General features: G+C 31.4%; 16 protein-coding genes and 3 pseudogenes. 15 read left to right on the forward strand and 4 right to left on the reverse strand.

The genetic code is table 11. The annotated features are described in order from the left end of the window. Positions 1–547 precede the first annotated feature (547 nt). Together V3224_RS26370 and V3224_RS26375 are read left to right on the forward strand one after the other, a co-directional pair. Complete coding sequence (locus tag V3224_RS26370; RefSeq protein ID WP_334473431.1) at positions 548–1522, forward strand: IS701 family transposase; 975 nt, start codon at positions 548–550, stop codon at positions 1520–1522. A 389-nt stretch (positions 1523–1911) separates the two neighbouring features. Continuing rightward, positions 1912–2298 carry a pyrimidine dimer DNA glycosylase/endonuclease V gene (locus tag V3224_RS26375; protein WP_334473433.1) on the forward strand — a complete coding sequence of 129 codons (387 nt, stop codon included), beginning with the start codon at positions 1912–1914 and terminating at the stop codon, positions 2296–2298. A 214-nt stretch (positions 2299–2512) separates the two neighbouring features. Here V3224_RS26375 and mgtS read toward each other — a convergent pair whose 3' ends face one another. After that, entirely contained in the window at positions 2513–2590 is a 78-nt protein-coding gene (gene mgtS / locus V3224_RS30370) for a protein MgtS (protein WP_148305538.1), read from the reverse strand. Positions 2591–3762: 1172 nt separating this feature from the next. On the opposite strand from mgtS, the gene V3224_RS26380 reads away from it, so the two are divergent. After that, positions 3763–5223, forward strand: a complete 1461-nt coding sequence (locus tag V3224_RS26380; protein WP_334473435.1) for an alanine/glycine:cation symporter family protein — start codon at positions 3763–3765, stop codon at positions 5221–5223. A 496-nt stretch (positions 5224–5719) separates the two neighbouring features. On the opposite strand, the gene V3224_RS26385 is transcribed toward V3224_RS26380, so the two are convergent. Then, the gene (locus V3224_RS26385) at positions 5720–6112 is read right to left on the reverse strand and encodes a helix-turn-helix domain-containing protein (protein WP_032114843.1); all 393 of its coding nucleotides are present in this window, start codon (positions 6110–6112) and stop codon (positions 5720–5722) included. 349 nt (positions 6113–6461) lie between these two features. On the opposite strand from V3224_RS26385, the gene mgrB reads away from it, so the two are divergent. Both mgrB and V3224_RS26395 read left to right on the forward strand, forming a co-directional pair. Then, positions 6462–6614 carry a PhoP/PhoQ regulator MgrB gene (mgrB, locus tag V3224_RS26390; RefSeq protein ID WP_290606366.1) on the forward strand — a complete coding sequence of 51 codons (153 nt, stop codon included), beginning with the start codon at positions 6462–6464 and terminating at the stop codon, positions 6612–6614. Between the two features lie 149 nt (positions 6615–6763). Next, positions 6764–8125, forward strand: coding sequence for an amino acid permease (locus V3224_RS26395; RefSeq protein WP_334473436.1), 1362 nt, complete (start codon positions 6764–6766; stop codon positions 8123–8125). A 58-nt stretch (positions 8126–8183) separates the two neighbouring features. On the opposite strand, the pseudogene pagP reads toward V3224_RS26395, so the two are convergent. Then, a pseudogene (pagP, locus tag V3224_RS26400) lies at positions 8184–8657 on the reverse strand (lipid IV(A) palmitoyltransferase PagP); the annotation flags it as partial. Positions 8658–8767: 110 nt separating this feature from the next. On the opposite strand from pagP, the gene V3224_RS26405 reads away from it, so the two are divergent. The 5 genes and pseudogenes from V3224_RS26405 (at position 8768) to V3224_RS26425 (ending at position 11835) form a co-directional block, all read left to right on the forward strand. Then, entirely contained in the window at positions 8768–8980 is a 213-nt protein-coding gene (locus V3224_RS26405; protein WP_334473437.1) for a helix-turn-helix domain-containing protein, read from the forward strand. Between the two features lie 161 nt (positions 8981–9141). Next, positions 9142–9678, forward strand: a pseudogene (gene istA / locus V3224_RS26410) (IS21 family transposase); the annotation flags it as partial. A gap of 188 nt (positions 9679–9866) precedes the next feature. Beyond that, a complete protein-coding gene (locus tag V3224_RS30375) occupies positions 9867–10202 on the forward strand; it encodes a hypothetical protein (protein ID WP_442891059.1) in 336 nt (111 codons plus the stop codon). Further along, a complete protein-coding gene (istB, locus tag V3224_RS26420; protein WP_334469160.1) occupies positions 10189–10950 on the forward strand; it encodes an IS21-like element helper ATPase IstB in 762 nt (253 codons plus the stop codon). Before V3224_RS30375 ends, istB begins: the two co-directional genes overlap by 14 nt. Positions 10951–11643: 693 nt before the next feature. After that, complete coding sequence (locus tag V3224_RS26425) at positions 11644–11835, forward strand: cold-shock protein (protein WP_442891061.1); 192 nt, start codon at positions 11644–11646, stop codon at positions 11833–11835. Here V3224_RS26425 and V3224_RS26430 read toward each other — a convergent pair. Then, positions 11795–12769 (reverse strand): IS701 family transposase, encoded by a 975-nt coding sequence (locus V3224_RS26430; RefSeq protein ID WP_334473438.1) that lies wholly within the window; start codon positions 12767–12769, stop codon positions 11795–11797. The genes V3224_RS26425 and V3224_RS26430 overlap by 41 nt on opposite strands. A gap of 680 nt (positions 12770–13449) precedes the next feature. On the opposite strand from V3224_RS26430, the gene V3224_RS26435 reads away from it, so the two are divergent. From V3224_RS26435 to V3224_RS26455, 5 genes and pseudogenes are all read left to right on the forward strand, one after another. After that, a complete protein-coding gene (locus V3224_RS26435) occupies positions 13450–13692 on the forward strand; it encodes a hypothetical protein (protein ID WP_334473440.1) in 243 nt (80 codons plus the stop codon). A 443-nt stretch (positions 13693–14135) separates the two neighbouring features. Further along, positions 14136–14321: a hypothetical protein gene (locus V3224_RS26440; protein WP_334473442.1), complete on the forward strand. Its 186-nt coding sequence runs from the start codon at positions 14136–14138 to the stop codon at positions 14319–14321. Positions 14322–15629: 1308 nt separating this feature from the next. Continuing rightward, positions 15630–17100: pseudogene (dtpA, locus tag V3224_RS26445) on the forward strand (dipeptide/tripeptide permease DtpA). 304 nt (positions 17101–17404) lie between these two features. Continuing rightward, complete coding sequence (locus tag V3224_RS26450; protein ID WP_334473443.1) at positions 17405–17803, forward strand: GFA family protein; 399 nt, start codon at positions 17405–17407, stop codon at positions 17801–17803. Positions 17804–18146: 343 nt separating this feature from the next. Continuing rightward, complete coding sequence (locus V3224_RS26455) at positions 18147–19019, forward strand: IS982 family transposase (protein WP_334467716.1); 873 nt, start codon at positions 18147–18149, stop codon at positions 19017–19019. Positions 19020–19043 lie beyond the last annotated feature (24 nt).

Genomic DNA, 19043 nt, shown 5'->3' on the forward strand with positions numbered 1-19043 from the left:
ATAGTTTATTTTTGACAACTAATTAACATTTAGCTGATTTTATGAATTTAATCTGCATCTCACCATTAAAATAGAGTGATTATTTTTTACTAATATGGTTAATAATAATTAACTAAATGAGACTGGCAATAAATGAAACAATTAATGGTCAAGTCAATCATTTAATATAATATTATGTGTATTACCTTCAACGTCATGTGTTAAGCAATGGCGTTTGCCATCTTCAACTCCCACGACAATTTTCTCGCAAGCATATATGGCAGTAGGACTGGTCATCGCATGGCAAATATTAACTAGATTAAATTTTAAAACGGATATAATAGTCAAAATTTTAAATAAATATTTCATGGTTATTTTTAGTAGATATAAAACCGCAATTTTAAATTAACCAAATGATATTAAAATATATTTTATGAAATAATGACCAATTTATTTATTGAGTTGTCTTATTAGAATTTTATATCATCTTTTACTATATCACGAGTTTCGCAATCTCCAAAAAAGAAGTATAAATTTAAAAACAAGAAAAAATCAGGGTGTTCATATTTTGTCGGGTTATCCATGTATTAAAGATATCTATAAAACATTCTTACAAGTAAGCAGTTTAAGATACTCTGGTTTAGCGTTATCAGAAGTAAGCCCATCGCCTTTATCTCATGACACTGTTAGCCAATGGCTAAAAAGTAGATGTTTTAGACCTAAAGACCTATGGCGATTAGTTGAACCTTCTATAGACAAAAAAAGCCCTTGCGTACTAATTGCCGATGATACATTGATTGCCAAAACCCGTAGTAAAAAAATAGAGATGGTCCATTATCAATATTCAGGTAATGAACATGATGTTATTGCTGGCATAGGTTTAGTTAATTTGTTTTGGCATGATCTGACGAAGGTTGAATCAATTCCTATCAATTATCTTATTTATGATAAAGATTCTGATGGAAAAACAAAAAACACGCATTTTTCCGAAATGCTCACTCTTGCTAAAAAAAGAGGGATCATGCCAGAAGCGGTAGTGATGGATGCTTGGTATTCTAGCCTGGATAACCTGAAATCAATTCGCTCTCATGGTTGGATCTGGGTAACCACGCTGAGGAAAAATAGGATTGTTAACCATAACAAACAACTGAACAAGTTAGACATCTCAGAAGAAGGAACGTCAATACACTTGCGAGGATATGGTTGGGTAACCGTTTTCAAATTTACAGCCAAAAACGGCCGTATTGATTACATAGTAACAAACAAAGAGAATCCCACCCGTCAATACCTCAAATCTATCATGGATGCCCGTTGGTCTGTTGAAGTTTATCATCGAGAAGTTAAACAAAACTGTGGTATTGAACGCTGTCAGGCTCGCACGAGCCGAGCGCAAAGAAATCATATTTTTCTCGCTATTTCTGCGTGGTTTGAACAACATAAACGTCGTATATCTGAAAAAATAACCCTTTATCAACAAAATTGGGACGTAATCAAAAGTGCTATTACTGAGCAAATCCGTGTTTTATTAGCGTACCCAAATTAGTTTTGTGCGAAACTCGTGTATATATGACTGTCAAAATACTTAAAATTTATCTAAATTAAATCGCATAGTGAGTATTCTGTAATGCTAAATATGATAATGTCTTTGGCTGATAAAAAACATGGCTAATTTTGAAGTAGCTAATGCGTACAAGGTTGATATTTAAGCTGTAAAATTGTTTGCGATAGCTGGAGTTGATTTATTACAGCAAATAATATCGCCATAATCAAACTTAATAATAAATTCTCCCATAACAAAAATACACCTACAGGTTCAGGTAATTTATTGGTTATGCATAGTAAAAATATAAGATAAAATAATTTTTAATATAAATTTAGTAAATAGAGATATAATAAGATTTTTAACATAAAAATTTTGATTATTAGCTAATTATGACGAGAATAAATGTAATCCCACCTAGTGAATTATGCGATCAGCACTTGTTAGCTGAACATAGAGAATTAACTCGTATACCAAATTATATTGTTAAAAAAGAAGGCAATGTTACATTGTCTACGTTAACTTCATATACCTTAGGAAAGGGACATGTCATATTTTTTAGGGATAAATTGCTATTTTTGCATTGGCGATATACATCACTACATCAGGAATGTCTTAAGCGGGGATTTTCTGTTATCAATAAATGGCCTGAAGAGGTGAAAAACTATTCTCATTTATGGAGAAATTATCAAATTACTGAGCTAGACATTATGATTAATAAGGCTCGGATAGATGAAAGAATGCCATTAAAACCACGATTCACGCCTTATAAAAAATGATACTATTAACAAAAAATTGAATTAGGCTTGATATTAATTTTTTTCTATAAATATTGAAATAATAGACGTTTGGTTTGAATAAAATTAGATTTTTTGGATTGAGGATTTTATAGAATATTTTAAATTTGATTTTTAGATATAAGATAACGCCCCTTTTTCAGATCATAATCTAATAAAGGGGCGTATTACTCGGTGGATACTCTTCAGTATTCATTTAATCATCCCATTTTGGGCTCATCATTGCGGCGAAAATGCCAGATGCGCAAATCAGGCCGAGAATTAGTAAAAACATGATATTCTCCTTATTTTTAGTTAATGCATTTCGATAGAAATACCTCGCTAGAATGAAAGTTAAATGCCATTATTTGGCCGAGTAATTCTAGTCAAATAGTGACAAGATAAAAAGTAGTATTGTATTTAAAACATAAGTTATTTGACTTTGTTGAGGTTTCATTTAATTTTTTTCGTTTTAACAAAGAATTTGGTGGTACAAAATTTCAGAGCCACCCTCTTTATGTGATTAATTAGGTGCTTTTAGTGATAAATACTGTTTATTCTTGTTATCGAAGTAATATCATGTTGTGTGGTGGGTAACTAAATTAAATTGCGCTAGAAATAATAGTTACAATAGATAAAACTAGTTTATAAAAGATTACCAAAAGGATTATATCTTTTCCTGATATTCTAGAAATTTATTACTAATACTAAAATAATATTAAATAAATAATGTATTGATAATATAAATTAAAAACTTATTAATAAAATAATAAATATTTAACGGTTTTTCTATAAAAAAATAAATTAATAATTTAATAAAGTAGTTATAATAAATTTAAATATATAATTAATGGTTTTATACAGCTAAATATAAAAATACATTTAGAAAATAAAAGTATAAAAATAAACTTGAAGCAGAAGTTGCGGAAAGTGAAATTTATATTACAGTTAAGCATTATATTTATTTTAGCTAACATATCAAGTTATATTAGTAATTATAATTAATTAGTTGATTATTCTATATGATTTTTCTTGAGCTGAAACTTAGGGTAAATGATTTCTACAGTTATAAAGTTAATATTAAATATAACGACTATCATCTATCAAAATATAAAGATAGTTTGATTATTAATTATTAGTAGTTATTATCGTTAAGATTTACTGGATACTGACATAATTGATCATGTGCATTAAAACTCAGTGAATTGACAAATATCTTTTTATCTCTTTGCTATATTGCAGTTTATAGCTAATCATAATTCTCACTTTTAAAATAAAAAGGTTACCTAAACAGGATGTTTATGTTACATTTTAAGGAGTTTTGCTGCTTAGTAATGTTATTATTTTTTAGTGAAAGAGTGAAATTTATACAAATAAAAGGGTTGTTTTTAAAAAAGGTTTAGTATTATTTATTAGTGTATTTTATTTATTGGACAGTTTTTATTAATACAGATAAGGGGAAATGTTTTGACGGAACTGATAGACAATTTTAATAATATTCTCTGGAGTGGTGTATTAATCTATTTATTGCTTGGAGTAGGTATCTATTTTACGTTAGGCACTGGTCTTATTCAATTCCGCCATTTTGGGCATATGTTTACTATACTGAAGAATAGTAATAAATCGGATAGTTCAGGTATATCTTCCTTTCAAGCTTTATGTACAAGTCTTGCAGCCAGAGTTGGAACTGGAAATCTAACGGGTGTTGCTATTGCATTAACTGCTGGAGGACCAGGTGCTATTTTTTGGATGTGGCTTGTTGCTTTAATTGGTATGGCAACCTCTTTTGCTGAGAGCACCTTGGCACAATTATATAAGACAAAAGATGATCAAGGGAATTATCGTGGCGGCCCCGCCTACTATATGGAAAAGGGCCTTAAAATGCGTTGGATGGGGGTACTTTTTTCTATCTTTCTCATTATCGCTTTTGGCCTAGTATTCAATTCTGTTCAAGCTAATTCAATTGCACAGGCAACAGCAGTAGCTTTTGGTTTTAACCCTCTTTACGTAGGAATTGTGCTTGCAATAATTTGTTGCATTATTATTTTTGGTGGTCTACGTTCAATTGCTCGAGTGGCAGAATTCGTTGTTCCTATAATGGCAATCGCTTATTTGATATTAGCATTTTGGGTAATGAGCAATAATATTGAACGTTTACCAGATGTTTTTTTACTAATTATTAAACATGCTTTTGGTTTACAGGAAGCAGTTGGCGGCGTAGTTGGTTATGGGGTTGCGCAAGCGATGACACAAGGGATACAGCGCGGCCTATTTTCAAATGAGGCAGGTATGGGCTCAGCGCCGAATGCTGCAGCTGCTGCTTCACCTTATCCACCTCATCCGGCATCGCAAGGATATGTACAAATGCTAGGTGTTTTTATGGACACTTTAGTGATCTGTAGCGCAACAGCAATTATTATTATCTCTTCTGGTGCATTAGATAGCGCTGATGCCACTATTAGTGGAATTGAATTAACACAGCGAGCTCTTTCTTCAGCTGTTGGCGATTGGGGTGCAATTTTCATTGCAATAGCTATTTTCTTCTTTGCTTTTACTTCAATTATTGCAAATTATGCATATGCAGAAAGTAATATGGTATTTTTAGAAAATAACCATACTGCTGGATTGTATATTCTCAGACTTGCTACTTTGGGAATGGTTATTTTTGGCTCAATGGCAGAAATGCCCTTAGTTTGGAAATTAGCTGATCTCTCGATGGGTTTGATGGCGTTAACAAATCTAATTGCAATATTGATGCTTTCAGGTATCGCGTTTAGACTTACTAAAGATTACAATCAACAACGCAAAGCTGGCAAATTACCCACATTTGATATAGATGCTTATCCTGAGATTAAAAAACAGGTAGAAGATGGTATTTGGGAAAAGGACAATTTAAAGCAATGGAATGAACGAGAAATTAACAGTTAGTTAATATAATAAAAACCTTCGTATAAGAAGGTTTTTATCGCTATATCCATCTAAATCTTTATTTACTTTTTTATTAATAAATCTATTTGAGTAAGAATTAAAATGGAATAATCTAATGCAGTAGTTTGATAAAATAAAATAGTATATTTTTTATAATATCATTATCTGTCAAACGCTGGTTTATTCCGTATTGTATTATAGTTAATTTTATAATATTAGTGTCGATTTATTATTGTCCAAGAATTGGTATATTTTTGTTCGAATTTTATATATTTATAGTTTATTACATATTTATTATTATAAATAGTATGCTAATTATTTGTACTTAAGAGAGAGCTCATATTGAGCATTAATAAAAGATGCTAAATTAAAATAAAGTAGCTGTAGATTTATGTCATTTTACCTTAGCATCTAAAATTACCTTCCTTTTTAATGGATTATTGATTACAGTTTTGGTTAGTTAACACCAGTTTGATTAACATATTATTTCCACTGGTTAACTATTTGATGACTTTTGGTAAATTAAATGTAGTGGTTCCTTGATTTCTAATTTAATATTAGGGTTTTGCCGAAAATCGTAAGGTGTGATACCAAATTCTTTACGAAACATATAGGTGAAATGAGATTGCGAGCCAAAGCCAAAATCCAACGCAATATCAAAAATGGCTTTGGAACTATTTCTCAGAAGATTAACGGCCTTGGCAAGTCGACGTTGTCGAATGTATTTACCAAGTGAAATTCCGGTGATCTCTTTAAAAATTTTTTGCATATGCCAAAGAGAATAACCTGAGTAGGCGGCAAGCTCTTCCAGGTAGATTATTCTTCCTATGTGTTCTTCGATCCATTTACTTAATTCGTAAACAAGTGCTAAGTGGGTATCTTGTAGCATTGTGATATCATACTAGTTATTGGTTAAAGAAGTATACACAACTTTTTTTAGGGATGACAAAGTCCTAAAGCTTAATGTTTAAATAATTTATATAAAAATTTATGTTAATCTTTAAAAAAGATCAGTTTATCTCTTTATAAGTGGGTATTTAAGCCATTTTTTATCTATAATAATTTTTTTTAACTTTTACAGCTAACTGACAAACAGCATGTAGCATAAATTAATAAAAAGATTTTATTGATTTCAGCAATGACGCTATGGTTACTTTAGTAAGTGACTTGATTTTTATACAGTGACATATTAATTGTTTTTTATCATGTGGTATTAAAAATATGAAAAGGGTTAGATATTGAAAATAAAAAAAATAGTAATTGCGACACTGATCGTTTTACTCTGCTTATTTTTATATTTAGTCGCATTAGACAGTTTTTGTGACCAGGATCAAAATGGTGGGAATTTCACCATCGGCATCTGTAAAATAACTGGTTATTTGCCATTTTAACTAAAATTAATAGGGTTTTAATCTTATTTGATGATTTAATATAGGCTTAAAGAAAAATTAATGTTTTAATTAACAGTTTTGACATGCGCTTTAATTAAGGCTTGCATCGATAAAAATATTAGGAAATTAGAATAAAATGAAGGTTAATTATGGCGGAAGAAGTTGGGCAAACGCTTAAGCGCGGGTTAAAAAACAGACATATTCAATTGATTGCACTTGGTGGGGCTGTTGGAACAGGCCTTTTTTTAGGAATTGCACAAACTATAAACATGGCAGGGCCATCTGTTTTATTAGGTTATGCAATTGGTGGATTTATTGCTTTCCTGATTATGCGTCAATTAGGAGAGATGATTGTCGAAGAACCTGTAGCTGGTTCTTTTAGTCACTTTGCTTATAAATATTGGGGCCCTTTTGCTGGTTTTTTATCTGGCTGGAACTATTGGGCAATGTTTATCTTGGTTGGTATGGCTGAGCTGACTGCAGCAGGTATTTATGTGCAATATTGGTGGGATATCCCAACCTGGATTTCAGCTGCAATCTTTTTTATCGCTATCAATCTTATCAATTTGACCAATGTACGTTTATATGGTGAAACAGAATTTTGGTTTGCAATAATCAAGGTGTTCGCAATTATTGCGATGATTATTTTTGGCTGCTATCTGTTAATCAGTGGAAAAGGTGGCCCACAAGCATCGGTATCAAATCTTTGGCAATATGGAGGATTCTTTCCTAATGGGATTGCTGGATTGGTAATGGCGATGGCAGTTATTATGTTTTCTTTTGGTGGATTAGAGCTCGTTGGCATAACAGCGGCGGAAGCGGAAAATCCAACACAAAGTATTCCTAAAGCGACTAATCAAGTTGTTTATCGTATTTTAATTTTTTATATTGGTTCTTTATTTGTATTGCTCTCACTGTATCGTTGGATAAATGTAGTTAGTGGTGAAAGCCCGTTTGTGCTTATTTTTCATGACATAGGCGATAAATTTGTTTCTAATTCTTTGAATATTGTCGTTTTAATTGCAGCATTATCAGTTTATAACAGTGGAGTATATAGTAATAGTCGTATGCTTTATGGTTTAGCAAAACAAGGTAACGCCCCGCATTTTTTGAATATCGTGACTAAGCGTGGTGTGCCTATTGTCTCAATTGCTATTTCAGCTTTAGCAACATCAGGTGGTATTTTAATTAATTATTTATTAGATGGTAAAGCGCTAGAATTACTAATGTCATTGGTTGTGACAGCCTTAGTAATTAATTGGATTATGATTTGTATATCTAATTTAAAATTTAGAGCGGTAAAAATAAAAGAAGGTATTGAACCTAAATTCAAAGCATTATGGTATCCATTTGGTAATTATCTCTGTTTAATTTTTTTGTTTCTTATTTTGGTTATCATTTTACTGACTGTTGGAATTCGTATTTCAGTTATTCTTATGCCATTTTGGGTTCTGTTTTTATGGATAGGATTTTTACTCACAAAATTTAGAAAACAAAATAGAGCAAATTGATAAAATAGTAACTAATTACCCTGGTTTAAACCAGGGTATAAGTATAACACTTAAAAATTTATTGCCATTGCCAGCGTATCCAAGCAAAAAATACATTACCGTTATTATATGTTCCAGGAACATATGTTGCTTGGATTGAGAATTGTTTATATTCAATAGAAGCAATCGGAAGTGGTAATGGGATCGGTATATACCAATATTCATTTCTGGTCGTAACGCTTAGTGTAAAACCTGCTCCTATACGAAATTCATCAAGCTCACTTGGTCGCCAAATTTTTTGAAATCCATATCCGACTATGGGTTGTACTTTATTATGGGAATCAGCAAAAGCCATAGCATAGATAGAATGCCAATTTCTATTTTGATCAAAGCGGTATTTTCCAATACCTAATCCCCAAGGAGTTTCATTATGTCCAGAAATTTTTTTATTATCATAAGTTAATCGATTATGCCAAATTAAAAAAGGTAGATAAATTTCGTACTGATTAGAATTCCAAGTTTTATTAATATTATAAGTGAATCTTTCGCTAAGAGAGAAAGGTTTATTACTTTTTTGTCACCGATCATGCAAAACTGATCCACTAACGATCATCTAAAACTGATCCACTTGGTATTATTCGTACATTTTTGTACGGGTAATTTATGTTAACCAAGGAGATATTTGTGGATATTCATGTTCGCTTTACACAAGGACAAAGCCTTCGAAAAATTGCCCGTGAATTAGGCATTTCCCGTAACACCGTAAAACATCATTTACAACAACAGGCAATGCCAACTTATGCTAAAAGAAGTAAACAACCGAGTAAACTGGCACCCTTTAAACCACGAGTTTCGCACAGGCCTATAAAATTCTAGAAATGGCTTAAAAGTAATGATTAATCTGCAAGTTACTGAAATGCATAAATTCACTTAATTTACAATAAGTTATATTTAATTTATAAGGTTTTATCTATTTACATATTATGCTGAATTAAACTTAAAAATAGAGCGTTTTTTTATTGGTGCGAAACTCGTGTAAACCTTATTTGCTTCAGCGAATTGAATTGGCTAAACCTGATTGGATCCCTGCAACAGTGTTATTTGATGAGGTAGCTGAAAGAGGTTATCAAGGCGGTATTGCTCAGTTACGCCGATTTGTTTGTCAATTTAAACCAAGCATTGTTCCCGAAGCTGTCGTCCGTTTTGAAACACAGCCAGGTCAACAAATGCAAATCGACTTCACCAGCATCCGGCGAGGTAAAAAATCACTAAAAGCGTTTGGTGCAACGCTAGGCTATTCGCGTGCGAGTTATGTAAAGTTCTTTGATAATGAACGAGCAGAATCCTGGCAACAAGGTTTACGAGAAGCTTTCGACTATTTTGGTGGTGTACCACAGGAAATATTGTGTGATAACGCAAAATCCCTCATCATCGAACGGGATGCTTATGCAGAAGGTGAACATAAATTACATGTCGAAATGCTTCAAATGTCGAAAGATTACGGGTTTAAATTGTGTGCTTGCAAGCCCTACAGGGCAAAAACTAAAGGGAAAGTAGAGCGCTTTAACCACTACACGAGTTTCGCACGGGCATATAAAATTCTAGAAATGGCTTCAGAACAATAATTAATCTGTAACTTGCTAAGACGTATAAATTTACTTAAATTACAATAAGTTATTTTTAATTTATGAGATTTTTTCTATTTATATATTATGCTGAATTAAACTTAAAAATAGAACGCTTTTTTATTGGTGCGAAACTCGTGCACTATTTAAAAAACAGCTTTATCGTACCATTAAATACCGACCTTCGTGCTCATAATCTTGAACTGGATATTGAGATAGCTAATGCAAGAGTGGGGCCCTGGTTACAACGCGTTGCCCATCAGCGGATTCATGGAACAACGTTAGAGAAGCCAGCAGATAGACTAGCTAAGGAAGTTAAGTATCTTCTACCCTTACCAGCAAGGGTTTGCCAATCTATCCCGCAGACTGATACGCTTAATATCCGTATCGTACCGCCCCTTGAATCTGTCAGTTTGCAACACTCAATCAGCGTATACGAAGCATTGCTGGGAGGTGAACATGTTATTGCATGAACAAATTGAACACCTGTGTGAGTCATTGAAATTAAATTCTGTTCCCAGTCATTGGTCATCACTTGCAGAACAATGCATTGCCCAAGACAAAAGCTACGGAGAGTTTTTACTGTCCCTATTAAAATGTGAGCAACAACAACGAGATGAACGAACTCGTAATCTCTTGAGTCGGATGGCAGGATTCCCAGTACACAAAGAACTTAATACGTTCGATTTTAAGTTTGCAACGAGTGTTCCTAAACAACAAATACAGGAATTAAGCGCATTAACATTTATTGAACGTAATGAAAATGTCGTATTGCTTGGCCCAAGTGGTGTAGGTAAAACGCATTTAGCTATTGGATTAGGATTAAAAGCAGTACAGGCTAGGAAGAAAACTCGCTTTACAACAGCGGCTGAACTGATGTTGCAACTCTCAACTGCCAAACGACAAAATAAGCTCAAACAATATCTATCACGTTCGGTGATGGCCCCGAAGTTGTTGATCATAGATGAGATTGGATACTTGCCGTTTGGGCGAGAGGAAGCAACCCTATTTTTTAATGTGATTGCCAAGCGTTATGAGCATGGTAGTGTCATATTGACGAGTAACTTATCATTTGGGCAATGGCCTGGTACTTTTGCTGATGACGCAACATTAACCGCCGCTATGCTTGATCGTTTACTTCATCATTCGCATGTACTGCAATTAAGCGGTGAAAGCTATCGATTGAAAGATAAGCGGCGATCAGGAGCAATAACCGAGTAAAACAGTGGATCAATTTTGATTGATCGTATTTAGATAAAAAGTGGATCAGTTTTCGGTGATCGTTGACACTTTTTGTATCAATGGGGTTAGAATATTTAGATATTGCTATTGTATAAGCTGTAAATATGCAGCAGGAAACTAATATACTAACTTTGATAATATTAATAAATAGTTTTTGATTCATTCTAAGGTCCAAAATTCAGTTATTGTGTGATAATATCCATATTCCTCTAATATGGTTAAAAGTGTAGAATTGATTAGATATAATTAAATTTTTTTATTTTAGTATTATAACTAATAATAAAGTGAAAATGAAAATAGTAAAGTAATTTACTCAATATTAAAAATAGAATTAATTATTACCGATTGATATAGGAAGTTTATAAATATAATTTTATATCAAGCTATTTTAGGATGGATAATGTATAACTTATTAAAATTATTGAATTAGTAATTGATATAGTTAAGGGGCCTATATATTTTTTATTGTAATTTTTTTATTTTCTTGATAGAAAATAGAGAAAAAGGTTTTTCGCTGTTAACTTTTTTAAAGTGACTAATAGCACTAAAATATAAAATAGTTTGTTATTGTAAATAAAGTATATAATAGCATAAATATAAGCGGTAATAATATATTGCTTAATATCCATTTGTGTTATTAAAAAATCAATTTATGGTCTCAAAGGAAAAAAAATGGCAAAGATCACAGGTACGGTAAAATGGTTTAGTGAAAAAAAAGGTTTTGGTTTTATTACACCTGAATGTGGTGGCAACGATGTTTTTGTTCATTATACTGCTATTTTTGGTAATGGTTATAAAACACTGACACGAGTTTCGCACAAAACTAATTTGGGTACGCTAATAAAACACGGATTTGCTCAGTAATAGCACTTTTGATTACGTCCCAATTTTGTTGATAAAGGGTTATTTTTTCAGATATACGACGTTTATGTTGTTCAAACCACGCAGAAATAGCGAGAAAAATATGATTTCTTTGCGCTCGCCTCGTGCGAGCCTGACAGCGTTCAATACCACAGTTTTGTTTAACTTCTCGATGATAAACTTCAACAGACCAACGGGCATCCATGATAGATTTGAGGTATTGACGGGTGGGATTCTCTTTGTTTGTTACTATGTAATCAATACGGCCGTTTTTGGCTGTAAATTTGAAAACGGTTACCCAACCATATCCTCGCAAGTGTATTGACGTTCCTTCTTCTGAGATGTCTAACTTGTTCAGTTGTTTGTTATGGTTAACAATCCTATTTTTCCTCAGCGTGGTTACCCAGATCCAACCATGAGAGCGAATTGATTTCAGGTTATCCAGGCTAGAATACCAAGCATCCATCACTACGGCTTCTGGCATGATCCCTCTTTTTTTAGCAAGAGTGAGCATTTCGGAAAAGTGCGTGTTTTTTGTTTTTCCATCAGAATCTTTATCATAAATACGATAATTGATAGGAATTGATTCAACCTTCGTCAGATCATGCCAAAGCAAATTAACTAAACCTATGCCAGCAATAACATCATGTTCATTACCTGAATATTGATAATGGACCATCACTATTTTTTTACTACGTGTTTTGGCAATCAATGTATCATCGGCAATTAGTACGCAAGGGCTTTTTTTGTCTATAGAAGGTTCAACTAATCGCCATAGGTCTTTAGGTCTAAAACATCTACTTTTTAGCCATCGGCTAACAGTGTCATGAGATAAAGGCGATGGGCTTACTTCTGATAACGCTAAACCAGAGTATCTTAAACTGCTTACTTGTAAGAATGTTTTATAGATATCTTTAATACATGGATAACCCGACAAAATATGAACACCCTGATTTTTTCTTGTTTTTAAATTTATACTTCTTTTTTGGAGATTGCGAAACTCGTGACTGATAGCAGGTCAGAAGGTAGCATTTGATATTCAAGAAAGTTGTAAGGGTTTCGCTGCTAATAATGTAATGATTATTTGATTATTACTAAGATGATAAGTTATGAGTTACTCAATTGTAAAATAATTTATTTGATTGGCTATATTGATATTTTATTGATCTTGAATATAACAGCATGAGTGTTATAGCTAATAATAAATTGAATTTTGCTATATTGTATATTATGTGTATTATTTTATTATTGTTAATAAATTTTTTGTATTGCATTATTATTGTTAGCTAAATGTAAACTTTAATATAAATACTAGTCATGTTAAATAAAACAATTTAATCGTCTTTCATTATTTAATACTCATTCATTTGAATTCATAATTTTCTATTTTTTCGTCATGTTGTTTTTTTGATGACATGTTAAAAAAAGGAAATGTAAAGCTATAATTGGTAGCAAATAAGATAAAAATTTTTATTATAAAAAAAGTAAAGTTAATATCGAATATTTACTATAACTTATATGATTAAAATGCACTTAAGTAAAAAAAGAACTAATATTTGTTAGTTAATTATAAAAATAGCACTAGCGTTAAAAAGAAATTGGAGTTTTAACTATTTTATGAAAAAATTTTTATGGGTTTTAATTATGATGCAAGTTTTATTCTCCTCAGGATGTTCTGATGAGAAGTCTAAGATTGAAGCATACAAAAATAATTTTGTTAAGCATTGCATAAATTCTGCAAGTGGTACTGAAGATAAAATAAATACTATTACTGATGTGTGTAATTGTGCCTTTGATAAAATAGTTAAAAAATATGGTATGAATAAGTTTATACAATTAGATAAACAAGTTAAAGGATAATGGTTATAGTCCCCCAGAAGTTGAGCAAGATATGTTAAGATATGTTAAGATATGTTAAGATATGCTAAGTATTGTTTGTCAGAGTTAAAGGAAAGCACATATTAATTTTATATCTTGGCGCTGTTAATATCATTTTGATTAATCAGCGCTTTTATAAAAATTAAGTTAAATATAAAAATTAATGACATTAAATTTATTCTAGCTATTTTAAAAATCCCATATTATTTTCCATTGTTAATTTTAAAATTATTGCAAATATGAATTAGAAAAATTTTTTCTGCTAGATTTAGATAAATATTTCATATTATATAGATTGTTTTTGTTTTGTTAATATTAATTTAAAAAAAAGTATATCTATTTTTTTTGAAATAAAATTTTTAAAATTGAAATTTATAGCTTATGCTTATAATTAATAAATTAACTAAAGTGGATAATCATTGATAATGAAGCATAATCAAAATCTAGAATATACATTAGAGTCAATGGCTTATGATCTTGCTATTCAAATAGTTTCTAAAACATCTCATTCGTGGAATTCTAATGACTTATTGGCAGAATTGGCTGGAATATTGCCAATGTGTATAGAAATAATTAGATTTCAGCAAGAAAGCGTAAAAGCAGAAAAGTGATAAAATTTTACAATAACAATAAATTTATTTTTTCATAAAATGTTATGATTATTTTTAAAATATAAATAAATTTAATGCTTTCTGCTTTGTAATAAAATTTTTAACGCTAATAATTAATTCATATTTTTCATGCTGGCATTACCTTATTTTATTATTAATGAATATAATTTTTGTTACTAAAGTTTAAACTAATAATTTTACTTTAGATGGTATGTTTTTATCTAATTTAGCACTTATTTGAAATTCTATTTTTTATAAAATATCCAATCATTAAAATTAACTCTAGTATTTTGATTGATTCATAACTCTTCTATACACGAGTTTCGCACAGGCATATAAAGTTCTAGAAATGGCTTAAAAGCAATGGTTAATCTGTAAGTTACTAAAACACATAAATTTTATTAAATTACAATAATTTGTATTTAATTTATAAGGTTTTGTCTATTTATATATCATGCTGAATTAAACTTAAAAATAGCGCGTTTTTTTATTGGTGCGAAACTCGTGCTATACTTAGTCAGCAACACCTTTTTATAATTAATTTTCATATAATATTAAAACATTACATAATCGGATTTTGGCCTAAAATTGAGTAGTTGGGTAAAATAAGGTTTAGCAATTAAGTTTTGTTTTGAGCATAAGATATCCAATTTATACTGATTTATTTTTTTTGAATCCGATATTTTCCATTCATTTGTTATATTATCAAATGTTTATTATAAATTTTTAGTAATTGCATTATTGGCTTATAACTTGCTGGAAATAATTATGTTGATTTTTTGTGGTATTAAATTCCAATTAATCAATGTGTTGTTTTAGATTAAATAACATTTTTACAAAATATGAAGTTATTATTACATAATATAGATTTTTTAACATTAAATTTTAATTTCAAATGGAAACTAAAATATCAGTTGATAGTCATATATCTTCTAAATTTTGCCTGTTGTTATACTTTACTACTAATTAATTCTTTATTTTTTATGCATAAATGGCGTATATTGCTATATATGCTTCATTTACTTATGTAAAAGTTAGATGTTGAAAACAGAATATGGAATGTATTCAAAAATCTTAACTTATTGAATATATTTGCTATATTGGTTTTCTTCCCGCGTTGTTGTAAGCATGAAAACAACGTGTTATAAATGATGGTGATCGCATCATTATGTCGTAATTGACAAACTAACCGTGATCACTAGTTGGGATTATTTAGCTTTTATTTGATATTTTAACTTATAACTATAAAGTAAACGGTAATGTTACATGCATGTGCATATAAACGCATTAGCTGTATAGAGGTAACTTGTGTCCACAATGAATAATACCAAGAATATCAGTTTGAATGCTTTCAAACAACCACGTTCTTTTTATCTCATTTTTTCAATTGAACTATGGGAAAGATTTGGCTTCAGTGGTTTGCAGGGGATTTTGACAATATATTTAACTCAAATGTTAGGAATGTCTGAAGCTCAATCTTTTATATTATTTTCTGCTTTTACTGCACTGGTCTATGGTTTTGTTGCAATTGGTGGATGGTTAGGTGATAAGGTATTAGGTACAAAAAGGGTTATTATACTAGGTGCTATCGTACTTATTTTTGGTTATGCTTTTATTGCTTATTCTAGTCACGATGTTTTATTAGTGTATCTTGGATTAGCAACTATTTCTGTTGGTAATGGTTTATTTAAGGCAAATCCTTCTTCGTTACTTTCCACTTGTTATGATAAAAATGATCAGCGTCTCGATGGTGCGTTTACAATGTACTACATGGCTGTCAATATCGGTTCATTCTTTTCCATGTTGGCGGCCCCCTGGCTGGCAAAGCACTATGGCTGGGATATTCCATTTTCATTGAGTGTAATTGGCCTGATTATTACTTTAGTTAATTTCTTAGTATGCAGAAATTGGGTTAAAGATTATGGCTCTAAACCTGATTTTCGATCAATCGAATTGTCTAAATATTTATTTACTATTATCGATTATCGGTATAGTAGCACTTATTATACTGTCTAATTGGTTATTGCATAATATGGCTGTGGCAAGAGTCGCCCTGGCAATCATTTCATGTTTTATTGTAATTATTTTTGTTAAGGAAACTATTGCATTAAAGGGTACCGCTCGCAGAAAAATGATTGTGGCTTTTATTTTAATGATAGAGGCAGTTGTATTTTTTGTACTATATAGTCAGATGCCAACATCATTAAATTTCTTTGCTATACACAATGTAGAGCATAATATTTTGGGTATTAGTATTGAGCCCGCCCAATACCAAGCTTTCAACCCACTTTGGATCATGCTTGCTAGTCCGATACTTGCATCGATATATAATAAAATGGGTGATAATTTGCCTATGCCTTATAAATTTGCGATCGGAATGGTACTTTGTTCGACTGCATTTCTTATATTACCATTAGGCGCAAAGTTTGCTAATGAAGCAGGTATTGTTTCTGTTAAATGGTTAGTACTCTCTTATGGATTGCAAAGTATTGGTGAGTTGATGATTTCTGGCTTGGGACTAGCAATGGTTGCGCAGCTAGTACCTCAACGCTTGATGGGATTTATTATGGGTTCATGGTTTTTAACCAGCTCAGCTGCTGCTTTTATTGCAGGTTTTATTGCTTCTATGACGGCAACTCCTCAAGGTGAATCATTAAGTCCTTTAGTATCATTGGGCATATATAGTCATGTTTTCATGAAGATAGGTATAGTAACAGCAGTTATTGCATTAATTATGTTACTTACGGCGCCATTACTTAATCGTATGACTCAAGTATAAATTAGATATCTTATACATAAGAAGCTATTGAAGATATTTTCAATAGCTTTTTTATTATTATAATTTCAAATAATTGAGTGCTTTTACCTTTCCGTATCAATTTAAACAGAAATTTTTGGAAAGTCAGCATTGATTTGATTAAGCAATTTTTTGTTAAAAAATTATCATTTTTGAGATAGTCAAATAGCATAATAACGAGCCGGATCACATATATATTACTCAAACCTTTTGGTTAAAAAATAGTTATTGATTTTAAAAAATTGCTATGTTTTTATTTGTTTTTTAATAATAAAAGGGCATGTTTATGCAGTATGAGGATCAATCTTTATATCAGCCAGTTATATTAAAAACAGAACAACCTTGTTATGAAATCTCTGTCTGTAATTGTATGATATGTCAAAAATGGAATGGTGATCTGTTAATGACCTTTATTGTTGAAAATGGTTTGTCCATCGAAGGTAAGTACTATGTTAGTTATTGTCGCTATTCTATATGGCTAATGCGAATATTTTGCCATAAATATGGTACGTATCTTTTTTCTAAGACATTTAAACCTGAAAGTTATTATGCCAATGCTGTTTTATTTGAAAAGAGTAAAATGGGTTTTCTAGTTACTCAATTTTATGTTGGTTGTAATCCTTTGCATTATAACCTTACTAAAAAAACGGCATTGTTTACAGAACAACATATCCTTAATACTTAAAAATAAATTAAACCAGTTTTTGTTAGATTTATAATTCTATAATCATCAGTATCTTGGTAAAATTTTAGTTGATGGTATTGAGGAGATTCAATGAAAATAACTGAATATAATATCAATATATCTAGGTTGTTACAGCCCACTTTGAATTTTAGCTCGCTGATCTTAGCAATATTACTGGTATTTTTTTTAGCTAGTAAAACTTATCCGTTAGCATTATTATTATTTAACCTGAGTTCGGGATAAGAAATAAAGAGAAAGTCTTGATATTCAAATAGTTGAATGAGCCTGTTTTGTTAAAATACTCTAACAGTCTGGTTAAAGAGTAGAGCATTGTTAAACAATTATGGAAAATCTTACTGAACTTTATTGCCTGATGGATGATTTTTGCAAAGACTTCGAGCCAAAAATGCATGAATATTTGCTGACTAACGGTACTAAGCGTCGTAGACGGTCTACTCAGCTTTCGTTGGCGGAAATGATGACACTGGTTGTGTTGTTTCATCAACTCCGATTCAGGCAATTCAAGGTATTTTATCTCTATTATGTCCGCTTATATCTCCGGAAGGAATTTCCTAACTTGCCATCCTATTCACGCTGTGTAGAGTTACTTCCGCGTAGTGCCTTAGCGTTAACGGCACTGTTTGAGTCAATTAAGGGAAAATGCACGGGGCTATCGGTTGCCGATTCTACTCCGATAGCGGTGTGTGATAACTTACGGATCCGCAGACATAAAGTCTTCAATGGGATAGCTGAACGGGGAAAAAATTCAACAGGTTGGTTCTTTGGTTTCAAGCTTCATGTAATTATCAATCATTTGGGGGAAATACTCAGTTTTCGACTCACACCAGGAAACACCGATGATCGGAAACCATTGCCTGAGCTGACAAAGGATCTTTCTGGTTGTTTGTACGCAGATAAAGGGTATTTATCGGCTTCACTGAAACAGCAACTCAAAACGATGGGAATTAGCCTTATAACGAATATCAAGAAGAAAATGAAGCCTATTAAACAGACTTGTTTCGACAAAGCCATCTTGCGTCATCGTTCTGTCATTGAAACGGTATTTGATGAGTTAAAAAATCTTTGTCAAATAGAGCATACGCGACATCGCTCTCCGGCTAACTTTGTAGTGAATTTATTAGGCGGACTGGTTGCATATTGTTTAATGCCATCTAAACCAAAGATACCTGTTGCAGGTACGTATCTTCAAGTATAATTGATAATGCTTATCCCGAACTCA

It is taken from the genome of Arsenophonus sp. PmNCSU2021_1 (assembly GCF_036919435.1).
In the GTDB taxonomy this organism is placed as follows: domain Bacteria; phylum Pseudomonadota; class Gammaproteobacteria; order Enterobacterales; family Enterobacteriaceae; genus Arsenophonus; species Arsenophonus nilaparvatae.

Bases quoted from the DNA above. Each gene is read 5' to 3' on its own strand.
- V3224_RS26375 (WP_334473433.1), top strand. From the start codon at position 1,912: ATGACGAGAATAAATGTAATCCCACCTAGTGAATTATGCGATCAGCAC.
- mgtS (WP_148305538.1), bottom strand. From the start codon at position 2,590: ATGTTTTTACTAATTCTCGGCCTGATTTGCGCATCTGGCATTTTCGCC.
- V3224_RS26385 (WP_032114843.1), bottom strand. From the start codon at position 6,112: ATGCTACAAGATACCCACTTAGCACTTGTTTACGAATTAAGTAAATGG.
- V3224_RS26395 (WP_334473436.1), top strand. From the start codon at position 6,764: ATGGCGGAAGAAGTTGGGCAAACGCTTAAGCGCGGGTTAAAAAACAGA.
- V3224_RS26405 (WP_334473437.1), top strand. From the start codon at position 8,768: ATGTTAACCAAGGAGATATTTGTGGATATTCATGTTCGCTTTACACAA.
- istB (WP_334469160.1), top strand. From the start codon at position 10,189: ATGTTATTGCATGAACAAATTGAACACCTGTGTGAGTCATTGAAATTA.
- V3224_RS26425 (WP_442891061.1), top strand. From the start codon at position 11,644: ATGGCAAAGATCACAGGTACGGTAAAATGGTTTAGTGAAAAAAAAGGT.
- V3224_RS26435 (WP_334473440.1), top strand. From the start codon at position 13,450: ATGAAAAAATTTTTATGGGTTTTAATTATGATGCAAGTTTTATTCTCC.
- V3224_RS26440 (WP_334473442.1), top strand. From the start codon at position 14,136: ATGAAGCATAATCAAAATCTAGAATATACATTAGAGTCAATGGCTTAT.
- V3224_RS26450 (WP_334473443.1), top strand. From the start codon at position 17,405: ATGCAGTATGAGGATCAATCTTTATATCAGCCAGTTATATTAAAAACA.
- V3224_RS26455 (WP_334467716.1), top strand. From the start codon at position 18,147: ATGGAAAATCTTACTGAACTTTATTGCCTGATGGATGATTTTTGCAAA.